The organism is Ruegeria sp. SATB045 (genome assembly GCF_059613525.1).
Map to the genome: position 1 here is coordinate 230,543 of NZ_JBXWSR010000012.1, position 24,076 is coordinate 254,618.

The window sequence follows — 24,076 nt, forward strand, 5'->3', positions numbered from 1 at the left end:
TGGGTCCGTCACGCCAAAGCGCACGGATGGATGGCCCCCCGCGACATCGCGGAGGGCTTCGTTTCAAAGCGATCAGGCGCTTTTGAACTTGTTGACGAACTCAGTCCGGGTTTCGGCGTACCACGGTGCCTCAGCCGGCCACGGGTTGAGGTTGGCCAGCGAGTCGCCCGGATAAGCCTCGGCAAAGTTCTTCTTGTAGGTGTCGCCCGAATATTGATCGGCACCCAGAACGGGCGAGTTATAGCCGTGGCTGTCGATCGCCACACCAGCCGGCTTCGCCTGATAGGCAAAGTCGATGAAGGCGTAGATCTGATCGATATTTGTCGCACCGGTCGGAATCGACATACCGTCAACCCAGGCCATCGCACCTTCGACAGGGGCTTGGTAGTGTACAGGCTCGCCTGCCGATTTCAGCGCCAGCGGTGGGCCGTCCCAAGTCTGACCAACCACAACACCTTCGTTCAGCAGACCGTTTTTCTGAGTATCCGCGTCATTCCAGATCAGCTTGATCCGGTTCTTGCGCTCGATGCACCAGTCGGCGATCTGGCCCCAAACCTTGCGCATGGTGTCTTCGTCACCATAAGCGGCCCAGACCGAACCCGGTTCCATCTCACCGGAACGTTCCATGTAAAGACCTGCACCCAGCATCATCGAATGCGCGCGACCCATGGTTTTGCCCGCGTTCTCCTCGGACCATACATCGCCATAAGACGGCGCATCGCCTTCGGGCAGCCATAGATCGGTGCGATAGGCAATGCCCTCGGTACCCCAGATATGCGGCAGCCAATGCACGCCCGCATCGCCAAAGTTCCACGCATCCGTGCCAATTGCGGCCATCGCCGGGTTCACCAGATCAATCGGCACCTTGTTCATGTCGAAGGGCTGCAACAGCTCCAGCGGTTCCCACTGCAAGGACCGGTTGTTGGTGGGCGAGACGATGTCAAAGCCCTGGCCTTTGGTGGCCTTCATCTTGTTGATGATCTCTTCGTTCGAACCAATACCAGTATAGTTGACCTTGATTCCGGTCAGAGTTTCAAACTCCTGCAGGAAGGACGGCGGCAGGTAGTCCGACCACATCAGGATGTTGATTTCACCCGACGAGGCCAGCGCGCTTTTGCTATAAAGCGGGGCAGCCAGCGCCGCCGCACCAGCGCCTTTCAGGACTGTCCGCCGGGACAGGGTCTTGAATTCAGTCATAGTTGTATCTCCCGTTTTCATTAGTTTTTTGTTTTTGTGTTTACACGCTAGACCTTTGCGAGACCTCTGTCAGTCCAAAAGTGACAGTTATCAGTTTTCATAGGTCCAGTTTGCGCTGCTCTCTTGCACGATCCTGTGCACAATTCAGCAAATGCACGGCTCTGGCCCGAAAACATCAAAATTGCAGAAACGTTAAAAATATGCCGCTTGATCCACATGCCGATAAATGAGGCAAAACGGAGCAGACCCGTTTACCAGTCGAGTGAAGCAGGCAAAACCAGATATGAGAGTGCTTTAGTGATTTCCAGAAGAATCAGGATGTTGCGCGCATGCTTTTGCCATCATGGAACAAGTGAACTTTCTCAGGGCTAGCCGTGACTCCGACTGTTTGCCCTCTTTTGCCGCGTTGAATCCCTTGCAATTTGGCAATGACGGCTTCGGCACCTTTACGGCTCTCGAAATACAACAAAGTCACCTCGCCCAATGCTTCTGTGAAATCGACAACGCCTTCGAATGCAGGGCTTTCATCGGTGGGTACAAAGTCTTCGGGCCGGATGCCGACATTGACCTGCTTACCCATGTCTTGCTCTTGGGTCGCGATACTGCTCATAACCGTTCCGCCTGAGTCCAGATCAACCACCGTCTCGGAACCAGTTTGCACGATGACACCTGGCAACAGGTTCATCGCCGGAGAGCCTATGAACTGCGCGACAAACTCATTGTCGGGTGTTTCATACAACTCCAACGGAGTACCAACCTGTGCGATACCCTTGTTGGCCAGAACAACAATCCGAGTGGCCAGTGTCATGGCCTCAACTTGATCGTGGGTCACGTAGATCATTGTGCTGTCGGGCATCGCCTCTTTCAGGCGCGCAATTTCAATGCGCGTCGCAACACGCAGGGCCGCGTCGAGGTTCGAAAGCGGTTCGTCGAACAGATAGACCTTGGGATCGCGCACAATGGCCCGCCCAATGGCAACCCGCTGACGCTGCCCCCCGGACAGAGCCTTGGGCAAACGGTCCAGAAACGGTTCAAGCTGAAGTATACGCGCGGCCCGTTCGACCGCGGCATCCACATCCGCCGCGGGCATCTTCGCGATCTTGAGGGCAAAGGCCATGTTCTCACGCACGGTCATGTGGGGATAAAGCGCATAGCTTTGGAAAACCATCGCAATGCCGCGCTGCGCCGGGGGCACATCGTTCATAACCTGCCCTTCGATCTCAAGCGTTCCGCCCGAGATCTTCTCCAGCCCTGCAATCATGCGCAGCAACGTGGACTTACCGCAGCCCGAAGGGCCGACGAACACGATCAGCTCGCCCCGGTCAATGTCCAGATTGATGTTCTTCAGAACATCCACATGACCATATGTCTTGGCCACGTCCGTGAGTTTGAGTTCCGACATAACCTATCCCTTATCCCGCGCCAGCAGACAGAATTGCGCAGCGTCGAGGGACAATGCCCCTTCCCCTTCGACGCTGCCCAACTCCTCCCCGATTATGTGCCATTTTCCGTCCGGCAGAGTGACCTCAGCCGGGTCCGAACCCAGGTTGAAGGCGCAGAAAACCTGCTCGGTCGGGGCGTCGCGCAGAAAAGTCAGAACAGGGCCAGTTTGGGCCATCTCCATCTGTTCCCCGGACATCAGTGCCGGATGCGCATGTCGCAGCGCAATCGCGCGACGATAGTGATGCAGCATCGAGTTCGGGTCCTGCTCCAACCTGTCTACCGCGCGCTCGGCTTGCAGCGGACTGACGGGCAGCCAAGGACGACCGGCACTAAATCCCGATTGCTCGTCCTGCGCGGCCCAGACCATCGGCGTGCGGCATCCGTCGCGGCCTTTGAATTCGGGCCAGAATTCGATGCCATAGGGATCTTGCAGGTCTTCAAATGCCAAATTCGCCTCGGGCAGGCCCAGTTCCTCACCCTGATACAGGCAGGCAGAGCCCCGCAAGCACATCATCAGAACCGCGTGCTGTCGAACGGCCTCGTCGCTTAATCCCCAACGTGTCGCGTGTCGCTGAACGTCGTGGTTCGAGAAGGCCCAGCAAGGCCACGCATCACCGGCCTTGTCCTCTAACTGATCGAAAACCTGTTTGGCGTAAGACGCAGTCAATGCGCGTTTTTCCAGAAACTCGAAGGCGTAGCACATGTGCATCCGTTTATCGCCGGTGGTGTATTCGCCCATGATCTCAAGCCCGCGCTGCGCGTCGCCGACCTCACCCAGACAAGCGCGGCCTTCATATTCGTCTGTCAGCGCACGCAACCGTTCGAGGAAGGCGATATTCTCAGGCTGGCTTTTGGAGAAAAGGTGATCTTGATGGTTATAGGGGTTCACCATCGGCGCAATCGAGGCGTTGCGCTGATCCATCGGCAGGCCGGGGTTGTCGCGCAGCTGCTTGTCGTGGAAGTAGAAGTTGATCGTATCCAGCCGGAACCCATCGACGCCCAAATCCAGCCAGAACCGGGCCACATCCAGCAAGGCGTCCTGAACCGCCGGGCAATGGAAATTCAAGTCGGGCTGCGAAGTCAGGAAGTTGTGCAAATAATACTGCAATCGCCGCGAGTCCCACTGCCAGGCCGAGCCTCCGAAGATCGACAACCAGTTGTTTGGCGGCGTTCCGTCCGGTTTCGGGTCCGCCCAGACATACCAATCGGACTTTTCGTTTTCGCGGTTGGACCTGCTCTCGCTAAACCACGGGTGCTGATCCGAGGTATGCGACAACACAAGATCGATCATCACTTTCAGCCCAAGCCCATGCGCCTGATCCAGAAGCTCTTTGAAATCCGCCATCGTTCCGAACATCGGATCGACATCGCGGTAATCGCTGACATCATATCCGAAGTCTTTCATCGGAGATTTGAAGAACGGCGATATCCAGATCGCATCGACCCCAAGCGAGGCGATATAGCCCAGACGCTGAGTTATCCCCCTCAGGTCGCCAATTCCGTCGCCGTTGCTGTCCTGAAAGCTGCGGGGATAGATCTGATAGATCACACCGCCACGCCACCAATCGGACGCTGCTTGGGTTGCCTTCGTTGTGTCCACAGTGTTCTGCACGTTCATCAGAAGCCTCTATTTGACGGATCCGGCCAGCAGGCCCCGGACCAGATATTTTTGCATTGCGAAGAAAACGATCAGCGGCACGGCGATCGAGACAAAGGCCGCCGTGGCCAGAATTTCCCAGTTGCCGCCCCGCGTGCCCAGCAACTCGACAATCTGGTTGGTCATGACGGTGGTCTGACCCGACGCGTCGATCAAAAAGACCTTGGCGACCAGCAGATCATTCCAAGTCCACAGGAACTGGAAGATCGCGAAAGAGGCCAGCGCCGGGAAACTCAGCGGAAGGATCAGTTTGGTGAAGATCTGAAACTCGGTCGCTCCGTCGACCCGCGCGTTTTCGATCAGGTCTCGGGGAAGGCCAGCCATGTAGTTGCGCAGCAGGTAGATTGCCAGCGGCATCCCGAACCCGGTATGGGCCATCCAAACCCCAAGATAGCCTTTCCCGATCCCGATATTGAGGTGGAATTTCAAAAGTGGGATCAGCGCCAGTTGCAACGGCACCACCAACAATCCAACTACGGCAGCAATCAGCAGGGCGCGGCCGGGGAAATCCATCCACGCCAACGCATAGGCCGCAAAGGCGGCCACCAAGATCGGAATGATTGTCGCAGGGATGGTCACAGTCAAAGTATTGAAGAACGCCCGCCCCATGCTGTCAGAGGAATCTTCGGCCAACAAAACCGTGTGGTAATTGGCCAACGTGAACTCGGGCGGCAATTCTGCGGTCACGAACACACGGGCGCCCCGGCTGCCGTTAAATTCTTCCGAATTCTCCATCCGGTAGTTGCCTTGCGCGTCCACGGTGATCGTGCCACCCCGACGCAGCTCAGCAGTGTCACCCGGAACAAACGCATCCACGGCCCGAGAGCTGACACCCCATTGAGAGATCGTAGCCGTTGTGCCCGCGTCAAACAGGTTGCCTTCGATCACGAAAACCCCGTTTTCCAGAACCTGTGTGTCCGGCGCGGTGGACCGCAAAGTCAGGTTCTGTTCGGACGGGAAAAGCGATTTCCACCAGCCGCTTGTGGCAATTTGATCGGCCGTGCGAAAAGACGAGATCAACAGCCCAAGTGTTGGCACAACCCAAAGCACGACCAGAAATATGACCGAGGCATGGACGACCCAGCGCAGCGCCGGTTTGGTTCCTGCAATATCGCTCATGGCCTCACTCCATCTCTTTGCGCGCGTTGCGCACGTTCCAGATCAGGATCGGAGTGACCAGCAGCATGATCACCATGGCCGAGGCCGACCCCACACCCCAGTCATTGGCGCGGAACAGCTTGTCATACATGTAGTTGGCGAGAACCTGTGTCTCCCACTGGCCGTTGGTCATGGCAAAGACGATGTCAAAGACCTTGAGCACGGTGATCGTGATCGTGGTCCATACGACCAGAATTGTGGTCTTGATCTGCGGCACCTTGATACGGAAGAAAATCTGGAACGGGTTGGCGCCGTCCAGAATGGCGGCCTCGACGGTTTCCTCGGGGATGCCACGCAAGGCCGCGGACAGGATCACCATGGCAAAGCCGGTCTGAATCCAAATCAGCACGACCATCAGGAAGAAACTGTTCCAGAACGGGATGGTCAGCCAAGTTTGCGGCTCGGTCCCGCCAAAGAAGATATAAAGGGCGTTCAGCATCCCGATCTGATCCTGTTCGGCCGGGCGAGTGTCATAGACCAGCTTCCAGATCACCGAGGCCCCGACGAACGAGATCGCCATCGGCATGAAGATCAGCGACTTGGCGATATTGCCCCAACGGATGCGGTCGGTCAGTTGCGCCACCAAAAGGCCCAAAGCGGTCGACAGCGCCGGCACGATGATCAACCAGAACATGTTATTGCGCATGGCTTCCCAGAACTTGGGCTCATTCGCCATCTGGATGTAGTTTTCCAGGCCCACCCATTCATAGCCCCCACCGGGTACCCGATCCGTAAGGGACAAGCGCAGCGTTTCGACCACCGGATAGGCCAGATACAGGCCCAACGCCGCCAACGCCGGGAACAGAAACAACCACGGCCGGATCATGTTGGCGCGGTTGATATTGCGCCCTGCATTCGGGCCGCGCGCCGGGAACAGCACTTTGTCCAGAAATTGGTTGGAGAGGTAGAAATAGCCCACACACCCTGACACGCCGATGGCGATGGTCAGCAGGCCCTGTAATGCCGGATGCATGCCGCGTCTCCCTTGCGACGGTGGCAGGCAACCCGAACCAGCGGGTTGCCCGATCAGGAACGCTTAGTCCAGCGCGTCCCAGGAGGATTGGATTTCGTTGGCAACCTCTTCCGCCGAGGTCCCGCCAGCATAGTCGACCATGCCGGTCCAGAACGTCCCTGCGCCAACACCGCCGGGCATTAGGTCAGACCCGTCAAACCGGAAGGTGGTCGCACCCAGAAGGATGTCGTTCATCTTCTTCAACGTCGGGTCCGAGAACAGCGAGGTATCAACACCCTTATGCGGTGTCAGGAACCCGGTTAGCTGCATCCAGGTCTCGTGCGCTTCGGGGGTCTGCAGATACTCGATCAAAGCATGAGCGCCGGGGCTGTCATTGGTGATTGCCCAAAGCGTGCCCGCACCCAGAACCGGGCTGCCCAAGTCCTTGCTTTCATAGGCCGGGAAGTAGAAGAAATCCGCATCCTCACCCACGACCGTGCCTTCGGGGAAGAAAGCCGGAATGAACGAGGCCTGACGGTGCAGATAGCATTGCGGCGGAGAGCTGAACATGCCTTTGGGACTGTCGCGGAAATCGGTCGTGGCCACGGCCCCTGCCCCACCAGCGACATAGTCGTCGTTGCGGGCGAAGGCTCCGAATTCTTCGATCGCCGCGATAACCTTTGGGTCATTGAATTTCATCTCATTTGCGACCCAGGCGTCATAGTCCGCGGGCGATTGTGTACGCAGCATCATGTCCTCGACCCAGTCGGTCGCGGGCCAGCCGGTCGCCCCGCCAGACCCCAGACCGATACACCAAGGCGTCTCGCCATCTGCCACAATCTGGTCCGTCAGAGCTTTGAGTTCCTCCATCGTGGTCGGCACTTCGTACCCGGCGTCCTCGAAGTTCTCGGGAACATACCAGACCAGCGATTTCACATCGACCTTGTAGAAAAATCCGTAAAGACTGTCTGCACCGTCCGGGCCTGCGTAAGTCCCCAGATCGACCCAGGATTGGCCTGCAGCGTAATTGTCGCGAATCCAATCGGATGTGCCATCTGCTAAAGGCGTCAAGAATCCGGATTTGGCCATATCCGCTGCCAGACCGGGCTGCGGGAACACCGCAACGTTGGGGGCAGATCCCGCCTCCGCGTCGATGCGGATCTGCTGTTCGAAACTATCCGAGCCGACATAGGCGTACTCATGCCCGGTCGCAGCAGCAAAGCCGTCCAGCACCTTTTCGACATTTTCCTGATCCGGCCCCAACCAGGGGCCAAACACCGTGACCTTGTCGGCATGCGCCGCGCCCGCCATCAGGGCGAACGTTGCCGCGCCTGCGTAAAGCGAGTGTTTCATGAATTCTCCTCCCAACTCTGTTGCGCCCGTGAGACTCAGTTTTCAAAGCGCTTTGAATGACGGGTTTTATCCGCTAACATTCAAGTTCTGTCAATATTGGGTTTGAAATTCGTCAAAAAATTAATAAAACACACGGCGTGTAGAAACAAGTTGACCCAATAGGAAAACCCACTCACAACAGTTTTGCCACCAATTTGAAGGCGCTTTGAAGCGAAATGAACCTAAAGCAGCTCTCAGAAATCCTTGGTCTTTCGCAGACAACGGTCAGTCGCGCGCTGAACGGATACCCCGAGGTGAACGAGGCCACGCGAGAGCGGGTTCAGGCTGCAGCGACCAAACACGGCTATCGCCCGAACAGCCGCGCCAAAGGGCTGGCCACGGGCCGTTCAATGGTGATCGGGCATGTGATTCCCAGCTCATCGCAACATGAAATGGTGAACCCGATCTTCGGGGATTTTGTTGCGGGGGCCGCCCGGACCTATGGCGCGCATGGCTATGACATGATGTTCACCAATGCCGACGATACCTCGATCGAACGCACCTATCGGGACTTGTTCCAACGCGGCGCTGTCGACGGGGTCGTTCTGCAAGGCCCCAAGGTCAACGAACACCGGATCGAGGTTCTGACTCGGATGGCGGTTCCGTTCATCGTCCATGGCCGCTCGACCGGAATCGAGGTGCCCTATGACTGGGTCGATGTGAACAACAAGAGCTCATTCCTGAGGGCGACCCGGTTTCTGATTGATCTGGGGCACAAACGTATCGCGCTGATCAATGGGTTAGAGGATATGGATTTCGCCCAACGTCGCCGCGAAGGATATCTGCAGGCTCTGCAAGAAGCTGATCTGACGCCCGAACCCGCCCTGATGCGCAGCGCCGAGATGACCGAGGTTTACGGCCATCACGAAGCCTGCGACATGCTGCAACTGGACACCCCCCCGACGGCCATATTGGTCTCGTCAATGATTTCTGCCATCGGGGTGCGGCGCGCCTTGAATGAGGCTGGGCTGAAAATGGGTCGCGATGTATCGGTCATCGCGCATGATGACGACCTTTCCTATCTCAAGAATGGACAGGACGTACCGATCTTTACTGCAACGCGATCCTCGGTCAGGCAGGCTGGGGAGATCGCCGCCGAAATGCTGATTGACCGGATCAAAACACCGGACGACCCGGTTAAAACTAGATTGCTGGAGGCCGAACTGGTAGTTGGCGGCTCGACCGGCCCCGCTCCTGACAGGTTCTGAACATGAAATATACCCGCGCTGATTTCCCCAAAGATTTCCTCTTTGGTGTCGCAACCTCTGCCTATCAGATCGAAGGCCACGCGCAGGGTGGCGCAGGTCAGACCCATTGGGACACCTTTGCCCGCACGCCCGGCAACGTGGTGCGGGGCGAAAACGGAGATCTCGCTTGCGATCACCTCAACCGTTTCGATCAGGACTTTGATCTGGTGCGCGAAGCCGGGTTTGATTGCTATCGCTTTTCAACCAGCTGGGCGCGGGTTTTGCCTGAAGGACGCGGGGTCGTGAACGAAGCCGGGTTGGACTATTACGACCGGCTGGCCGATGCGGTACTGGAACGCGGCATTCGCCCCTGTGCGACACTCTACCATTGGGAACTGCCCTCGCCGCTGGCGGATTTGGGCGGGTGGCGCAACCGGGATATTGCCGGATGGTTCGCCGATTTCACCGAGGTCATAATGGGCCGCATCGGCGACAGGATGTTCAGTGTTGCCCCCATCAATGAGCCCTGGTGCGTCAGCTGGCTGAGCCATTTCGACGGCCACCACGCTCCTGGCCTGCGCGATATCCGTGCGACGGCTCGCGCGATGCATCATGTTCTGCTGGCGCATGGCCGAGCGATCGAGGCGATGCGCGGTCTGGGCATGTCCAATCTGGGCGCGGTGTTCAATCTGGAATGGGCCGAACCCGCCGATGACAGCGCCGAGGCGCGCAAGGCCGCTGACCTCTATGACGGTATCTACAACCGGTTCTTTCTGGGCGGTGTGTTCAACAAAGCCTATCCGCAAAATGTTCTGGACGGGTTGGAACCTTTTCTGCCCGCTGGCTGGCAGGATGATTTCGACACGATCGGCGCGCCCGTGGACTGGTGCGGGCTGAACTACTACACCCGCAAACTGATCGCGCCCGCCGACACTGCCTGGCCCGGCCTGCAAGAGGTCCCTGGCCCCCTGCCCAAAACGCAAATGGGGTGGGAGATTGAGCCTTCCGCCCTGACACGTTTCCTTACCCGGGCCGCTCGAGAATATACCGGCGATCTGCCGATCTATGTGACCGAAAATGGCATGGCCAGCTCTGAGCGCCAGCAGGATGAGGACCGGATCGACTACCTCAACCAGCATTGGGCCGCTGTGAAAGACGCGTTGGATCAGGGCGCGCCGGTCAAGGGCTATTTCATCTGGTCCCTGCTGGACAATTACGAATGGGCCCTAGGCTACGAAAAACGCTTTGGTCTGGTTGATGTGGATTTCGATACGATGGAGCGGACACCCAAAACGTCCTTTGAGGCGGTGAAAACTGCCCTCGCCGGTGCACAAGTTTCTGTCCCCCTGGCACAACCCGCCGGAGCCATGCATGAACACTGGAATCTGGTTGCCGATATCGGCGGGACCAACACCCGGTTGGGAGTTATCTCAAACGGGAAACTCACCGATCTGCGCAAATACCCAACGGGTCAGCTGCCGCAACTGCTCGAGGCGTTTCATAGTCTGCGCGACGAGATTGGCACCGATCCACGCGCTGTTGTCGCCGCCGGGGCCGGCCCGGTGCGAGATGGTACGATCCGACTGACCAACGCGCAGCTTGATTTGTCCGAGGACGACATCGGTCGTGCGACCGGCGCGCAGCATACCTTCGTGATCAATGACTTCACCGCAGCGGCGTGGTCTGTGGCCGAAATCGGTGCCGGTGACGTCGAAGTGTTGCAGGGTGCGGAAACCCCACCGGTCGGCACCCGCTTGGTCGTTGGGCCGGGCACCGGCCTCGGGGTTGGGTCGTTGCTCTATTCCGAGGGGCACTATCATACGGCATCCGGCGAAGGCGGCCATGTGGGCCTGTCCCCGCGCCACGCAGACGAGGTTGAAGTATTTCTCGCCGCCCGCCAGGTCGCGCCCGAGTGTTTCTTTGACGACTCGCTGACCCTTGAAGCCGAGATGTTCCTGAGCGGCACCGGCCTGCCCATCCTCTACCAAGCCATCCAACTCGCGGCCGGTCAAACCAACGCAGAAACCCGTCCTGCAAAGGATATCCTGCAAGACGCGCTGGCTCAAACAGACCCTCATGCGGTACGCGCGGCTCATATGTTTACCACACACTTGGGGGCCGTCATGGGCGATATGGCTGTGACCATGATGCCTGCGGGCGGTGTTTTTCTGGTAGGCGGCGTGGCTGAAAAGAACCGTTGGCTGTTCAAGGACGCCTTCCGAGACGCCTTCAACGCAGGGGGGCGGTTTAGTGAGTTGCGCCGGTCGATGAACCTTTATGTCTCCGAACAGGATGAATTTGGCATTGTTGGCGCTAACAATTTCTGCAAAAGTGCGCTCGCGCGTCGGATGGCCTGACGCGGCCAAACCGGAAAGGTCCCCGAATGATCTTGTGCTGCGGTGAAGCGCTGATCGACATGATCCCCGCCCCTACCACCGACGGTGGGCAGGGTTTTGTTCCCCATTCCGGCGGGGCGATTTTCAATACCGCCATCGCGTTGGGTCGTTTGGGCGCATCAGTTGGAATGCTCACTGGTTTGTCCCGCGATATGTTCGGCGATCAGCTTGTCGACGCCTTAACCAACAGCCAAGTAGATCAGACGCATGTCATTCGCTCGGATCGTCCCACGACTTTGGCATTCGTACAGTTGAAAAACGGCCACGCGACCTACTCGTTTAACGACGAAAACTCGGCGGGCAGAACGCTGATGCCCAAAGACATGCCGCCGCAGTTGGCCGGTGTTACGGCCCTTTATTTTGGCGGGATAAGTCTTGCTTGCGAACCCTGCGCTGATGCCTACGCTTCGGTTCTGGAGCAGCATTGTTCTGACCGCGCCGTTATGCTGGACCCAAACATCAGGCCGGGATTCATCAAGGATGAGTCACGGTATCGAACGCGGTTGAACCGGATGATCTCGCAGTCGGATATTGTAAAAGTATCGGACGAGGATCTTGATTGGATTCTTCCCGGACAAAAAGGTACCGCTGACAAAGCCCGGCGATTGCTACAAGACGGACCTACCGCCGTGATTGTAACAAAAGGCAGCGATGGGGCTACGGGCTATTTGGCAGACGGAACAGAAATATCGACACCCTCCAACCCGGTCGAAGTTGTCGATACGGTCGGCGCTGGCGACACGTTCAATGCAGGCGTTCTTGCAGAGTTGCAGAAATCCGGTCACTTGACCAAGTCAGCCGTACGCCATCTTACAACTGATGCGCTAGGCGCGGCCCTCATCAAAGGGGCACAGGTTGCTGCGATCACTGTATCCCGCGCAGGTGCAAACCCACCCTGGGCGCATGAGCTTTGAGCTGAAGAGGCACAGATGAAACGATCTGAAATTAATTCCATCAAATCCGAAGCAGAGGCATTCATTCACTCTTTCGGCGCTGTATTGCCTCCGTTCGCCAGGTGGGCGCCTGACCGTATGCGCAGCGATGATGCGCAAGGGATTCGAGACCGTGGTCTAGGCTGGGATATCACCGATTACGGGCAAGGCCGGTTTGATGAGCTTGGATTATTCCTTTTCACCTTGCGCAACGGCGACGTGACCGATCTGAATAAAGGCCGGGGAATGCTCTATGCCGAAAAGCTGTTGGTGTCCCGCGACAAACAGCTTTCGCCGATGCATCGCCACATCATCAAGGCCGAAGACATTATCAACCGCGGCGGCGGCGATCTTGTGATGGAGATTTATGCGTCGGATCCGGATGGCGGCATTGACCGTGACAATCCTGTCGTCGTCCCCAGCGACAGTTGTCCTGTCACCATCAAACCCGGAGAGCTACTACGCCTGCAACCGGGAGAAAGCGTTACGCTAATGCCAGGGATATGGCACGCCTTCTGGGCGGAAAAGGGCGACTGCCTGATCGGCGAGGTCTCCACAGTTAACGACGACCGCACGGACAATGTATTCGAAGACCCTATCCCGCGTTTTGCAACGATCGAAGAGGATGTTGCGCCTGACTTCTTGCTGGTATCGGACTACTAGCCACATAAGTCCGTTTTACTAAACGGAAAAACTCGGTATCATTCTCAGGCGCACTGCAAAGCTGTGATAGTATGTCAGCGGTGAAAGGGCCCGAGGATGGTAACAAAAGCCGAGTTGGAAGCAGAAGTTGCGGAGCTCCGTCGACAACTGGACGATAGGTCCCAGACTGAAAACCCTGCCAAAAGCGAAAGCGTAACCGAACAGATTTCGGACACACTGGATCAATGGACCTCGCAGATTGACGAGGTGCTGACGGAATTTGAGGATATCCCTCATAAGAAATCGATTATGTTTGCCATCGGAATCTTCGCGGTTGGCTACCTGATGGGCCGTTCCCGGTAGGAGACCACGCATGAGCCGCATTTCCCGAAATATTTCGATCATCCTGCGCGCCGAACGCCTGATTGCGCAACGGCAGGTTGCTGTCGCAGCGAAACGAACCGGCATCTACGCCGCGGCAGGATTTGCCATCGGTCTGGCGGTAGTGATGCTGAACATAGCCGGCTTCTTCTGGCTTTCGGCGACGCTGACCAAACCTGTGGCTGCTCTTATTCTGGCCGGGCTCAATCTGGTACTTGCCGTCTTGCTGGCATTAATCGCGAACTCGATGACTGCGTCGACGGATACAACCGCAGCCGTCGAGCTGCGCGATATGGCCCTGCAAGACATCGAGGTTGAAATAAAAGAAAACCTAACCGAAGCGCGAAATGTTGTCTCGGGCGTCCGGCGCGATCCAATAGGCGCGCTGACGCCAGAAATCGTCAGTGCGCTGTTGGGTTCCGCGCTCAAGTACGCGCGGAACCGAAAGACGAAAGCAGATTGATTACATCATCGCTGCAGCGGCCCGCGCGATCACCATCTCTTCATTCGTTGGGATCGACAGAATTCGGACTCGGCTGAAATCGGTCGACAGTACTGTACCGCCATCTGCATTGCGTGCGTGATCCATATCAATTCCGATCCACCGCATCCCATCACATACCATTTGCCGAATTGGGGCTGAGTTTTCGCCAACACCACCGGTAAAGACCAGTGCATCAATTCCCTCCAGCGCGGCCGACAACGCGCCCAACTCCCGACGGATGCGGAACACGTAATAGTCGATGGCTTTGCGCGCATCGGGCGTATCGGCGGCCAGCAGAGTCCGCATGTCTGAAGAAATACCTGAAAGACCCAACAGTCCTGACTTGCGATACAGGACTTCGGCGATTTCATCGGCAGACATGCCGTCTTGCTGCATCATGTAAAGCACAACACCGGGGTCCAGTTGCCCGCTGCGCGTCCCCATAGGCAAACCATCCAACGCCGAGAACCCCATAGTCGATGCAATGGCACGCCCTCCGGACACCGCGCACATTGAAGCACCGTTGCCTAAATGCGCGATAACCACCCGGCCATCGTAAAGACCCGGTGCGATCTCTTTCAGCTTTTGTGAAATGTAGTCATAGCTAAGTCCGTGAAAGCCGTACCGACGCACACCTTTGTCGTAATAGCTTTGCGGCAGCGCGAAGGTGTCATTGACCCACGGGTGCGTACGATGGAAGGCGGTATCGAAACAAGCGACCTGCGTCGTGTTGGGGAAAGCCGCGCTGGCGGCACGAATGCCCGCAAGGCTGTATGGTTGGTGCAGCGGCGCAAAGGGGATAAAGCTGCTGAGAGTATCAATAACAGCGTCGTCGATGCGAACAGGCTCGGAATATACGGTGCCCCCATGCACCACGCGATGCCCGATCGCACGGACATGAATGTCAGGCAGATATTCCTGCGCCAGTTCCAGAAACGCATGGATTGCTTCGTCATGGCTTTTGGTATTGCTCAAAGGCCGGTCTATCGACCGCCCGCCAGCGGATTGCGCCAGCAGACGCGGCGCGTCGCCCAAGCGTTCAATCTGTCCACGCCACCGCATACTGGGGCGATTGTCATCCACCAGTTCATACAGCGCAAACTTGAGCGAAGAAGAGCCGGCGTTCAACGCCAGAACATGGTTAGCCATGGATTTTGCCTTTGGTTGCATTGGCGTGCAGCGCTGCCACCGCACAAGATACCAGGCGCGACGCGTCGTCGTCTGACCGGGACGTCAGGATAATGGGCGCTGCTGCCCCCAGAACGATGCCAGCGGCCTCGGCATGAGAGATGAAAGTAAGCTGTTTCGCCACCATATTTCCGGCCTCGATATTCGGAGCGACCAGAATATCCGCAGCGCCGCCGACCTCGGACGTAATACCTTTGGTCCGTGCCGCGTTCAGGTCAACCGCGTTGTCCATCGCCAGAGGGCCGTCGACCAGACCACCTGTGATCTGACCCCGTTCGGCCATCTTGGACAGCAGCGCTGCATCTACTGATGAGGGCATATGAGGGTTTATCGTTTCAACCGCCGACAGCACCCCAACTTTCGGGGTTCCGATCCCTATCGAGTGCGCCAGATGAATTGCGTTCTGGACGATATCTGCCTTGGTCTCGAGGTCAGGCGCGATATTGACTGCGGCATCCGTTACCATGATCGGCCGCGACATGCCCGGTACGTCCATCACGAATACATGCGACAGTCGCCGCCCGGTCCGCAGCCCCTTTTCCCGACGCAGAACCGCGTGCAACAGCTCATCAGTATGCAGATACCCCTTCATCAAGGTTTCCGCCTTTCCTTCGACCACCAGGTCTACTGCCTTATGCGCAGCTACCCCATGGCTGGCGGCTTCGACGATCTCGATACCTGTCAAATCGGCACCCAGTTCGGCTGCAGCGGCTTCGATCTTGCCTCGGTTCCCCACAAGTATGGGCGTGATGATGTTGTTGGCATGGCCCAGCAAGGCACCGCCAAGCGAATTGGCATCCTCGGGGGCGACAACCGCTGTTGGCATCGGATCAAGCGGGCGCGCCTTTTCCAATAGCGCGCCGAAATGGCGATGGCGCTGAACAACAAGACCCGGAACTTCGACCGAGTCGAACTCCATGTGTTGGGCGGGTGGCGTTACCTGAACACTTCCGCTGAGGACCAGAATATTGTCCCCAACGCGGTGCACTTCGGTTGTGCAGATCAGATCGCCGTCTTCCAGCTTTTCCGCGACAGTAACAAAGGCCGTCAGCTCATCCCCTGCCAAGACCGGAACATGAAAGCTCAGATCTGCACGTCGGGTCTGCGTCCCTGCGCCCGGCAGAATATTTCCCAACACCGCCGCCACCAGGCCCGCAGGCCACAACGCGGGTGCTACCGCTTCGGGCCGACCGTCGCCATCACCATCATAAGCCGCCAGATGCAACGGATTATGATCACCTGATGCCGAGGCAAACGCGTACAGGTCGTCGACTGTACACAGTCGGGTCAATTGCGCCTCATCGCCAACTTCCAGTTGCGAAAACGTTCGATTTTCGAGGATTTTCATTCTGTATCAACTCTGCTTGATTTCAGCAGGCCGTTTTGCTGGTCTGCGAGTCTTTGATGTCCGAAGTGCCGCTGTCTTAGGCTCTGGCGCAGTCAGGTCAAGCACTTGTCGCAAGTCTCGAACCATAGCTATCAGCTCGGTTGTAGGTTGCGGAATATCTCCAACAATCCTCTCGATCAGATCAACAGCTTTGCTGCGCTCTTCCTCGGCGGGTAATAGATCAGACAAACTGTCCAGGGCGCCTTGTTCGTCAAACGTCGTTATGATCGTCTGTTCGTGCAAAAGGCGGCGACGCTGTTCAACTGTCAGGTCTTTGAACGGATCCTCATGTTTAAACACATGAGCCCAACGATCCAATATTTCCGAGCGAAAACTTTGATTGCTGTAGGCCAGCAGGATCAACATGCGGACAACAGCTTCGGCGACGCCCCCTTGTTTCATATGGGCCAAAGCGGCCTGCACTTCGGGAAGGGCCTTCAGTCCTTCAGGGTCTGGCAAGGTTCGATGGGCCGCATTTTTTCGCCCAAACCACGTCGCCACCGGGCCGCCCCACATTGAAAAGAACGCGGCTTCGTACCAGGCATCGCGCAGGTCCCGGCCCAAGTCCATCATCTGCTCGATCCAGTCCCCTGTAAGTTTCTCCAATTGCAAAAAGGGATTGTCCTGCGCAGCAACCAAGCGGTTTTCCTTGGCCAAGTCAGCGGTCATTTTCACGGGCAACATCGCAGGCTGAGCGGAAGACGCCAACGCACGTTGCTGCCGCAAAGGATGAAGATCTTGCAAAGCCTGACCCGTGGTCGGCGTAACCGCAGATTGCACGAAAGGGCGGCCAAAGGTTTCGTAGATATTTGCCTGAGTTTCCGACATATGCGCTACAGCAGCAAAACAGGTCTCGTCCTGCTGCCCGTCATCCAGCGCTGCCACATCTTTCAGTGTCCGCTCCAAAAAGCGGACTTCGAATTTCTTGTCGAGCCCCTCGCCCTCGACGTTTTCGATCTTCATCTCATAAAGCCCCGGCGCCATGGCTTCGACCGTTTCAAGGGTCGAGGCAAGCTCGGTATGCTCTTTCCGTGCGACTTTGGACGATACGAAAATACCCAGATGCCCGACTTCGTCGTGCAACATGTAAACGATCCGCTGACCGCGCAGGCGGATTTCTTCTTCGTCGGAATAGGTTGCGGCAATCCAGTTCAGCGCCTGTTGAGGCGGTGTGATATTGTCACCCTGGCTGGCGAAAACAAAAATCGGGCCCTTCACTGCCTTGATGTCGATTGGCACACCGGGTTCCAGCTGCGCCGTGTTCTTGACCAAACGATTGCCCACAAACAGCTGCTCGACGATCCAGTGGATTTCGGCTTCGTTCAAAATGAAGTAACCACCCCACCAGCGTTCAAAGTCCAGAAACCGCTGGCGGCCGCCTTCGGGATCACGATAGAGATCAAAGTACTTTCCAAAGTAATTCCGGCTGGGGTTCAGCTGTTCGAAATTCATCACCAGATTGGCACCGTCAAACTTGCCAGCACCCAGATCGGACCAAAACATCGGCTGCCATGTGCCGCCCAGAACTCCGGCATTGTACCGCATCGGGTTTTCCCCGACTTCGCCTGACCAAGGGGCAATCGGCGCTCCGTTCAGCACAAGCGGGCCCGTCAAATCGGGGTTGCAGGCCGCCATGATCAACGTGGCCCAACCGCCCTGACAATTACCCGTGACAACAGGTTGAGGACTGTTGGGATGGCGGGCGGTTACCGTTCTGACAAATCCGGCCTCGGCATGCATGACATCGGCGAGGGTCTGGCCCGGCACCGGGTCACGACCAAAGCTGACAAAATAAACCGGGTGCCCCTTGGATAGCGCTACCCCGACCTGACTGTCGGTTTTAAATCCGCCTATTCCTCCACCGTGGCCCGCCCTTGGATCAATGATCACATACGGGCGTTTGGTGTTGTCGATTTTGACACCTTCAGGCGGCACGATCTGCAACAGCTGATAGTTGCAAGGCCGCTTGAGCTGCGCGCCATCCACCACAACTTCGTAATCGTAAACCAATACGGGTGGGCACCCAGCAGCCTCGTGTTCAAGGAAAATATCGCCGCGCTCACGCAGCACATCCATTGTCAAAGCGACCCGCTGGCTTGCGTCCTTCAGGTAGTCCGCCCAATCCTTCGCAATGAACGATGAGCCAGCAATTCGGGCAGACGCGTCTGCAATGCCTTGAAGCAGGTTTCGCGTGCGCTCGGAGTGATCCGTCGCGATTTTAATGGATTGCAACGCAGCTGACTTTGACAGCAAGTTCCATTTGACCTGCGATTGTTCCAGCGCATTTTCAACGGCACTATAGGTTCTGTCATTTGCGACGGCTGCATCGCGGGCCATATCGGACCCGAACTGCAGAGACTTGGAATGTGTATTCGGTATCATGAGGACATCCTTTAACCGACGATACTGTATCCGCCGTCGATGGGATGGACCCCACCGGTGACGTTGAATGCTTCGCGACTGGCAAGAAAAGCGGCATAGGCACCAACATCCTCGATCGTCGCCAAATGGTGCGTGGGTGCTCGGGCGGCGGCATCTGACAGCAAGGCATCGAATTCAGCCAGCCCAGAGGCAGCCCGTGTTTGTAACGGGCCAGGCGACAATGCGTGAACCGAGATACCCTTTGGCCCCAGCTCTGCAGCAGCATATCGAACAGCAGCTTCAAGCGCCGCTTTGACCGGGCCCATGATATTGTAATTCTCGACGACCCGGCTGGCACCCAAAAACGAGACCGTCATGCAGGTACCGCCATGATCCATCAATGGTTCTGACAGACGGATCATACGCAAAAAAGAATGGACCGAGATATCCATGGCCAATGCAAACCCCTCGGCCGAGCTATCCACAACGCGACCATGCAAATCATCACGCGGAGCAAACGCGATCGAATGCACCAGTGTATCCAGCCGACCCCACCGCGCGCCAATCTCATCAAACAGCGCCTGCGTCTGGTCTGGTTTTCGGACATCCAGCGGCATAACGATTTTTGCCGCGACCTGATCCGCGAGGCCTCGCACATGCGGTTCGGCCTTGTCATTGAGATAGGTCAATGCGACCTCGGCCCCCTGCGCATGTAGGGCGCGGGCACAACCCCAGGCAATCGACTGATCATTGGCCACGCCAATAATCAGCGCTTTCGTTCCATCCAGGCGGAACATGGTGCCGATCCTCTCGTTTTTTCTGCGCTGCAGCATAGGCGATTCCACCCAAAACCACAAAGTTTACGCTACGGCATAGCGTCCAAAACCGCCCATGCCGCAGCGCCGCATAACAAGAGAATGTAACAACCGCACAAGAGGTGTGCTGAATATCGGCGGGTTGCCAATCAGATGTCTAAAGTGTGCTCTTTCTCCCAGCGTGAGAAATGGCTGACGAAGGAATTCCATTCCTGATGCTTCATCTTCAGGTAGGCGCTGGAGAATTCGTGCCCCATCGCCGCCTTCAGCCCCGCGTCACTGTCATAGGCGCGCAGCGCGTCCAGCATGTTCAGCGGCAGTTTCGGTGCGTCGGTTACGGTGTGACCCTCAGCATACATGTCGATATCATGACGCTGGCCGGGATCGGCTTTGGAGCGCAACCCGGACAGCCCCGCCGCGATGATCACCGCCTGCAACAAGTACGGGTTTGCTGCACCGTCCGCCAAACGCAGCTCGAACCGGCCCGGACCGGGCACGCGCACCATATGGGTGCGGTTGTTGCCCGTCCACGTGACGGTATTGGGTGCCCAGGTCGCGCCCGACATGGTGCGCGGGGCATTGATGCGTTTGTAGCTGTTCACCGTGGGGTTGGTGATCGCAGCCAACGCGCTGGCATGTTTCATGATCCCGCCGAGGAAATGTTTGCCCTTCTCGCTCAGGCCCACTTCTCCGGTCGGGCCGTCACCTTCACCCGCGAATACGTTGGTCTTGGCATCAGCCCCCGGTGCATCCCAGACCGAGATATGGGCGTGACAACCATTACCTGTCAGCCCTTCGACCGGTTTGGGCATGAAGGTGGCGCGAAACCCATGTTTTTCGGCCACGGATTTGGTCATGAACTTGAAGAACGAATGCTTGTCTGCGGTGCGCAGAACATCGTCGAATTCCCAGTTCATCTCGAACTGGCCATTGGCGTCCTCGTGGTCGTTTTGATACGGGCCCCAGCCCAGATCCAGCATATAGTCGCAAATCTCGCGCACCACGTCATAACGGCGCATCACCGCCTGCTGGTCATAGCAGGGCTTGGCGGCGGTATCGAACGGATCGCTGATCTGTTCTCCATCGGGGGTCAGCAGAAAGAACTCGGCCTCGACCCCGGTTTTGACATGCAGCCCTTCGGCGGCGGCCTCGTCGATCAGACGACGCAGAACGTTGCGCGGGGCTTGGGCCACGTCTTCACCCTCCATCACACAGTCTGCTGCAACCCACGCAACTTCGGGCTTCCAAGGCAGCTGAATGACCGAGGACGGATCGGGCACCGCCAACATGTCAGGGTGCGCCGGGGTCATGTCCAGATAAGTGGCGAACCCGGCAAAGCCTGCGCCTTCGATCTGCATCTCGGCGATGGCTTGTGCAGGGACCAGTTTGGCCCGTTGTCCACCGAACAGATCGGTGAACGAGATCATGAAGTATTTGACGCCTTTTTCCTTGGCGAAAGCAGCCAGATCTGTCGTCATGGTCGGCTTTCCTTTCCCTGTTGAACCCAAAAGAAAAGGCGCGGCCCCGGTCAGGGTCGCGCCCGCTTGTCTCAGAACCCCGGCTTGCCCGGATACCAGTCTGTCCCCGCCAGAGGCACGCGCGCCATGGCGGCGGCCTCCATCGTCAGAGCACACAGGTCTTCGGGCTCCAGATTGTGCAGGTCGTTGTGGCCGCAGGCGCGCGCGATGGTCTGCGCCTCAAGCGTCATGACCTTGAGGTAGTTGCGCAGACGCCGCCCGGCCTCGACCGGGTCAAGGCGCGCCGCCAGTTCCGGGTCTTGCGTGGTGATACCCGCCGGATCGCGGCCTTCGTGCCAATCGTCATAGGCCCCGGTGGTGGTGCCCAGCTTCTGATACTCGGCCTCCCATTTCGGGTCATTGTCCCCCAGCGCGATCAAAGCCGCCGTGCCGATGGCCACCGCATCCGCGCCCAAAGCCATCGCCTTGGCCACATCCGCGCCATTGCGAATACCGCCCGAGATCACCAGTTGCACCTCGCGATGCACACCCAGATCTTGCAATGCCTGCACGGCGGGGCGGATACAGGCCAGCGTCGGGATACCCACATGTTCGATGAAGACATCCTGCGTGGCCGCGGTGCCGCCCTGCATCCCGTCCATCACCACCACATCAGCCCCGGCTTTCACCGCCAGCGCCGTGTCGTAATAGGGCCGCGTCGCGCCGACCTTCACGTAGATCGGCACCTGCCAGCCGGTGATTTCGCGCAGTTCGAGGATTTTGATCTCAAGGTCATCCGGGCCCGTCCAATCCGGGTGCCGACAGGCCGAGCGCTGGTCGATCCCTTTGGGTAGCGTGCGCATCTCGGCCACGCGGTCGCTGATCTTTTGGCCTAGCAGCATCCCGCCGCCGCCGGGTTTGGCGCCCTGCCCCACCACGATCTCGATCGCGTCGGCCTTGCGCAGGTCGTCAGGGTTCATGCCATAGCGCGAAGGCAGATACTGATAGACCAGTTTCGAGGAATGACCGCGTTCCTCGGGTGTCATACCGCCGTCACCGGTGGTGGTCGACGTACCCGCAGCTGACGCTCCGCGACCCAGCGCCTCTTTCGCGGGGCCGGACAACGCGCCGAAACTCATGCCTGCGATGGTGATCGGAATATCCAGCTGTATCGGGTTCTTGGCAAAGCGCGTGCCCAGCGTGACTGAGGTGTCACAGCGTTCGCGATAGCCCTCCAGAGGATAGCGGCTGACCGAGGCCCCCAGAAACAACAGGTCGTCGAAATGCGGTACTTTGCGTTTCGCGCCGCCGCCGCGAATGTCATAGATGCCCGTTGCCGCCGCCCGCCGGATTTCCGCGTTGACCGGGTTTGAAAACGTTTCAGACTGTATCGGCATCGTGCGTGGTGTGTGATCGTCCATAACCGTCTTCCTCAGTATTCTGCCGCGTTGTCGACATCGAAATTGTAAAGCTGCCGAGCCGAGCCATAGCGTTTGAACTCTTCCGGCTTGGCATCCGCGCCCGCGCGCTCCAGCAGGTCTTGCAACAGGGTCAGATGTTCGGGACGCATCTCTTTCTCGACGCAATCAGCACCCAGACTTTTGACCGAGCCGCGCACGAACAGCCGCGCCTCGTACAAGGAGTCCCCCAACGCATCGCCCGCATCCCCGCAAACCACCAGCGTACCCGCCTGCGCCATGAAGGCGGACATATGGCCGATATTGCCATGCACCACGATGTCGATCCCCTTCATGGAAATCCCGCAGCGCGAGCTGGCATTGCCCTTGATCACCAACAACCCGCCATGGCCCGTGGCCCCGGCATATTGACTGGCATCGCCTTCAACGATCACAGTGCCCGACATCATGTTCTCGGCCACGCCCGGCCCAACAGAGCCTTCGACCCGAACGGTCGCCTGCTGGTTCATCCCCGCGCAGTAATAGCCGGTCGAACCCTTGACCGTGACCTCAATCGGGGCATCCAGACCGACAGCGATGGCATGGCTGCCCTTGGGGTTCTGAACCTGCCACTGGGTCTGGTTTGTCTCGGTGCTTTGGGCCTGAAGGGCGGCGTTCAGCCCGCGCAGGCCCTGTTCGGCAACATCATAGCTCTGCATTTTAGTGGCTCCAGAAATAGACGGTTGCGGGTTCGGGTTCCCAGACGCGGGCATCCTCGATTCCCGGCAGGTTGACCAAGGCGCGATACTCGCTGCCAAAGGCCACATATTGATCGGTCTCGGCCATTACCGCCGGTTTGCAGGCGATGGGGTCGCGAACCACGCCGAACCCATCCTTGGTGCCGACCACAAAGGTAAAGAACCCGTCGAGATCCTCAAGGCTGCTTTCCAGCGCCTCACCCAGAGTGGCCCCGTTTTGCATTTTCCATGTCAGATAGGCCGCGCCGACCTCGGTATCGTTCATGGATTCGATCCGCACGCCCTCGCGCATCAGTTTGCGGCGCAGGGCGTTGTGGTTGGACAGCGACCCGTTATGCACCAGACATTGATCTGCGCCGGTGTTGAACGGATGCGCCCCTTCCGTGGTAACGGCGGATTCAGTGGCCATGCGTGTATGGCCGATCCCGTGGCTGCCGGACATCAAGGTCAATTGGAACCGCTCCGCCACCTCCCGAGGCAATCCAACCTCTTTATAGATCTCGATCGCATCGCCGTCGGACATGATCCGCAGGCCAGGGCGCAATTCCCTCAGGGCCTGCCGCGCAGCGCTGACTTTGTCGTTGGCCACGCTCAGAACCGCATGAGTGTCATTGCGGCCCAAGCTGACGGGGCTGGTCAAGACGTCGGCCAAATCTTCGGCCAAAGTCTGAAAATCCGCGTCCGGATTGTCGGATTGCACGGTGAGCTTCGCCTGATCTCCGACAGGTCCATAAATCGCGATCCCGGCGCTGTCCGGGCCGCGATCTGTCATTGTGATCAGCATATCTGTCAGCATCGCGCCCAATTGAGGCTCGAGCGTTTTGTCCTTCAAAAAAAGGCCGACAATTCCACACATGTGTCAGCTTCTCCTGTGTTGAGTTGGGCAGACGCT

The 24,076-nt window shown here is 57.9% G+C and carries 20 protein-coding genes and 1 pseudogene; 7 read left to right on the forward strand and 14 right to left on the reverse strand.

What is annotated here, in order from left to right:
* Positions 1-72 precede the first annotated feature (72 nt).
* The 6 genes from AC2FNR_RS03000 to AC2FNR_RS03025 all read right to left on the reverse strand — a co-directional run bounded on the left by AC2FNR_RS03000 (position 73) and on the right by AC2FNR_RS03025 (position 7,760).
* Complete coding sequence (locus AC2FNR_RS03000; RefSeq protein WP_170355124.1) at positions 73-1,197, reverse strand: extracellular solute-binding protein; 1,125 nt, start codon at positions 1,195-1,197, stop codon at positions 73-75.
* 313 nt (positions 1,198-1,510) lie between these two features.
* Entirely contained in the window at positions 1,511-2,599 is a 1,089-nt protein-coding gene (locus AC2FNR_RS03005; protein ID WP_496847943.1) for an ABC transporter ATP-binding protein, read from the reverse strand.
* Positions 2,600-2,602: 3 nt separating this feature from the next.
* The gene (locus AC2FNR_RS03010) at positions 2,603-4,258 is read right to left on the reverse strand and encodes an alpha-glucosidase (protein WP_496847944.1); all 1,656 of its coding nucleotides are present in this window, start codon (positions 4,256-4,258) and stop codon (positions 2,603-2,605) included.
* A 9-nt stretch (positions 4,259-4,267) separates the two neighbouring features.
* Positions 4,268-5,416: a carbohydrate ABC transporter permease gene (locus AC2FNR_RS03015; protein ID WP_496847945.1), complete on the reverse strand. Its 1,149-nt coding sequence runs from the start codon at positions 5,414-5,416 to the stop codon at positions 4,268-4,270.
* A gap of 4 nt (positions 5,417-5,420) precedes the next feature.
* Entirely contained in the window at positions 5,421-6,428 is a 1,008-nt protein-coding gene (locus AC2FNR_RS03020; RefSeq protein WP_170355128.1) for a carbohydrate ABC transporter permease, read from the reverse strand.
* Between the two features lie 63 nt (positions 6,429-6,491).
* Complete coding sequence (locus AC2FNR_RS03025) at positions 6,492-7,760, reverse strand: ABC transporter substrate-binding protein (protein WP_480868337.1); 1,269 nt, start codon at positions 7,758-7,760, stop codon at positions 6,492-6,494.
* A 215-nt stretch (positions 7,761-7,975) separates the two neighbouring features.
* Here AC2FNR_RS03025 and AC2FNR_RS03030 point away from each other — a divergent pair, with 215 nt between their 5' ends.
* From AC2FNR_RS03030 to AC2FNR_RS03060, 7 genes and pseudogenes are all read left to right on the forward strand, one after another.
* Positions 7,976-9,007, forward strand: a complete 1,032-nt coding sequence (locus AC2FNR_RS03030) for a LacI family DNA-binding transcriptional regulator (RefSeq protein WP_496847946.1) — start codon at positions 7,976-7,978, stop codon at positions 9,005-9,007.
* A 2-nt stretch (positions 9,008-9,009) separates the two neighbouring features.
* A pseudogene (locus AC2FNR_RS03035) lies at positions 9,010-10,311 on the forward strand (GH1 family beta-glucosidase); the annotation flags it as partial.
* Positions 10,312-10,353: 42 nt separating this feature from the next.
* Positions 10,354-11,343, forward strand: a complete 990-nt coding sequence (locus AC2FNR_RS03040) for a glucokinase (protein ID WP_234899487.1) — start codon at positions 10,354-10,356, stop codon at positions 11,341-11,343.
* A gap of 26 nt (positions 11,344-11,369) precedes the next feature.
* A complete protein-coding gene (locus AC2FNR_RS03045; RefSeq protein WP_496847947.1) occupies positions 11,370-12,296 on the forward strand; it encodes a carbohydrate kinase family protein in 927 nt (308 codons plus the stop codon).
* A gap of 15 nt (positions 12,297-12,311) precedes the next feature.
* Positions 12,312-12,977 (forward strand): D-lyxose/D-mannose family sugar isomerase, encoded by a 666-nt coding sequence (locus AC2FNR_RS03050; protein ID WP_496847948.1) that lies wholly within the window; start codon positions 12,312-12,314, stop codon positions 12,975-12,977.
* Between the two features lie 96 nt (positions 12,978-13,073).
* Positions 13,074-13,319 carry a hypothetical protein gene (locus tag AC2FNR_RS03055; protein WP_480868344.1) on the forward strand — a complete coding sequence of 82 codons (246 nt, stop codon included), beginning with the start codon at positions 13,074-13,076 and terminating at the stop codon, positions 13,317-13,319.
* 10 nt (positions 13,320-13,329) lie between these two features.
* Entirely contained in the window at positions 13,330-13,800 is a 471-nt protein-coding gene (locus tag AC2FNR_RS03060) for a phage holin family protein (protein WP_170355135.1), read from the forward strand.
* On the opposite strand, the gene AC2FNR_RS03065 is transcribed toward AC2FNR_RS03060, so the two are convergent.
* The 8 genes from AC2FNR_RS03065 to AC2FNR_RS03100 form a co-directional block, all read right to left on the reverse strand.
* Positions 13,801-14,970, reverse strand: coding sequence for an acetate/propionate family kinase (locus AC2FNR_RS03065; RefSeq protein ID WP_170754147.1), 1,170 nt, complete (start codon positions 14,968-14,970; stop codon positions 13,801-13,803). It abuts the gene before it with no gap.
* Positions 14,963-16,357: a bifunctional enoyl-CoA hydratase/phosphate acetyltransferase gene (locus AC2FNR_RS03070; protein ID WP_496847949.1), complete on the reverse strand. Its 1,395-nt coding sequence runs from the start codon at positions 16,355-16,357 to the stop codon at positions 14,963-14,965. The genes AC2FNR_RS03065 and AC2FNR_RS03070 overlap by 8 nt, the downstream gene beginning before the upstream one ends.
* A gap of 6 nt (positions 16,358-16,363) precedes the next feature.
* The gene (locus AC2FNR_RS03075) at positions 16,364-18,778 is read right to left on the reverse strand and encodes a DUF3141 domain-containing protein (protein WP_496847950.1); all 2,415 of its coding nucleotides are present in this window, start codon (positions 18,776-18,778) and stop codon (positions 16,364-16,366) included.
* A gap of 11 nt (positions 18,779-18,789) precedes the next feature.
* Positions 18,790-19,590 carry an enoyl-ACP reductase FabI gene (fabI, locus tag AC2FNR_RS03080; protein ID WP_496847951.1) on the reverse strand — a complete coding sequence of 267 codons (801 nt, stop codon included), beginning with the start codon at positions 19,588-19,590 and terminating at the stop codon, positions 18,790-18,792.
* Between the two features lie 131 nt (positions 19,591-19,721).
* Positions 19,722-21,050: a type III glutamate--ammonia ligase gene (glnT, locus tag AC2FNR_RS03085; RefSeq protein WP_496847952.1), complete on the reverse strand. Its 1,329-nt coding sequence runs from the start codon at positions 21,048-21,050 to the stop codon at positions 19,722-19,724.
* Between the two features lie 71 nt (positions 21,051-21,121).
* Positions 21,122-22,450: an FMN-binding glutamate synthase family protein gene (locus AC2FNR_RS03090; RefSeq protein ID WP_170754157.1), complete on the reverse strand. Its 1,329-nt coding sequence runs from the start codon at positions 22,448-22,450 to the stop codon at positions 21,122-21,124.
* An 11-nt stretch (positions 22,451-22,461) separates the two neighbouring features.
* Positions 22,462-23,145, reverse strand: a complete 684-nt coding sequence (locus AC2FNR_RS03095; protein WP_480482581.1) for a protein GlxC — start codon at positions 23,143-23,145, stop codon at positions 22,462-22,464.
* 1 nt (position 23,146) lies between these two features.
* A complete protein-coding gene (locus AC2FNR_RS03100; protein ID WP_496847953.1) occupies positions 23,147-24,040 on the reverse strand; it encodes a class II glutamine amidotransferase in 894 nt (297 codons plus the stop codon).
* Positions 24,041-24,076 lie beyond the last annotated feature (36 nt).

What these genes read in the sequence shown, in the direction of transcription:
- AC2FNR_RS03000 (WP_170355124.1), bottom strand. Translation starts at nt 1,197, where the DNA reads ATGACTGAATTCAAGACCCTGTCCCGGCGGACAGTCCTGAAAGGCGCT.
- AC2FNR_RS03005 (WP_496847943.1), bottom strand. Translation starts at nt 2,599, where the DNA reads ATGTCGGAACTCAAACTCACGGACGTGGCCAAGACATATGGTCATGTG.
- AC2FNR_RS03010 (WP_496847944.1), bottom strand. Translation starts at nt 4,258, where the DNA reads ATGAACGTGCAGAACACTGTGGACACAACGAAGGCAACCCAAGCAGCG.
- AC2FNR_RS03015 (WP_496847945.1), bottom strand. Translation starts at nt 5,416, where the DNA reads ATGAGCGATATTGCAGGAACCAAACCGGCGCTGCGCTGGGTCGTCCAT.
- AC2FNR_RS03020 (WP_170355128.1), bottom strand. Translation starts at nt 6,428, where the DNA reads ATGCATCCGGCATTACAGGGCCTGCTGACCATCGCCATCGGCGTGTCA.
- AC2FNR_RS03025 (WP_480868337.1), bottom strand. Translation starts at nt 7,760, where the DNA reads ATGAAACACTCGCTTTACGCAGGCGCGGCAACGTTCGCCCTGATGGCG.
- AC2FNR_RS03030 (WP_496847946.1), top strand. Translation starts at nt 7,976, where the DNA reads ATGAACCTAAAGCAGCTCTCAGAAATCCTTGGTCTTTCGCAGACAACG.
- AC2FNR_RS03040 (WP_234899487.1), top strand. Translation starts at nt 10,354, where the DNA reads ATGCATGAACACTGGAATCTGGTTGCCGATATCGGCGGGACCAACACC.
- AC2FNR_RS03045 (WP_496847947.1), top strand. Translation starts at nt 11,370, where the DNA reads ATGATCTTGTGCTGCGGTGAAGCGCTGATCGACATGATCCCCGCCCCT.
- AC2FNR_RS03050 (WP_496847948.1), top strand. Translation starts at nt 12,312, where the DNA reads ATGAAACGATCTGAAATTAATTCCATCAAATCCGAAGCAGAGGCATTC.
- AC2FNR_RS03055 (WP_480868344.1), top strand. Translation starts at nt 13,074, where the DNA reads ATGGTAACAAAAGCCGAGTTGGAAGCAGAAGTTGCGGAGCTCCGTCGA.
- AC2FNR_RS03060 (WP_170355135.1), top strand. Translation starts at nt 13,330, where the DNA reads ATGAGCCGCATTTCCCGAAATATTTCGATCATCCTGCGCGCCGAACGC.
- AC2FNR_RS03065 (WP_170754147.1), bottom strand. Translation starts at nt 14,970, where the DNA reads ATGGCTAACCATGTTCTGGCGTTGAACGCCGGCTCTTCTTCGCTCAAG.
- AC2FNR_RS03070 (WP_496847949.1), bottom strand. Translation starts at nt 16,357, where the DNA reads ATGAAAATCCTCGAAAATCGAACGTTTTCGCAACTGGAAGTTGGCGAT.
- AC2FNR_RS03075 (WP_496847950.1), bottom strand. Translation starts at nt 18,778, where the DNA reads ATGATACCGAATACACATTCCAAGTCTCTGCAGTTCGGGTCCGATATG.
- fabI (WP_496847951.1), bottom strand. Translation starts at nt 19,590, where the DNA reads ATGCTGCAGCGCAGAAAAAACGAGAGGATCGGCACCATGTTCCGCCTG.
- glnT (WP_496847952.1), bottom strand. Translation starts at nt 21,050, where the DNA reads ATGACGACAGATCTGGCTGCTTTCGCCAAGGAAAAAGGCGTCAAATAC.
- AC2FNR_RS03090 (WP_170754157.1), bottom strand. Translation starts at nt 22,450, where the DNA reads ATGGACGATCACACACCACGCACGATGCCGATACAGTCTGAAACGTTT.
- AC2FNR_RS03095 (WP_480482581.1), bottom strand. Translation starts at nt 23,145, where the DNA reads ATGCAGAGCTATGATGTTGCCGAACAGGGCCTGCGCGGGCTGAACGCC.
- AC2FNR_RS03100 (WP_496847953.1), bottom strand. Translation starts at nt 24,040, where the DNA reads ATGTGTGGAATTGTCGGCCTTTTTTTGAAGGACAAAACGCTCGAGCCT.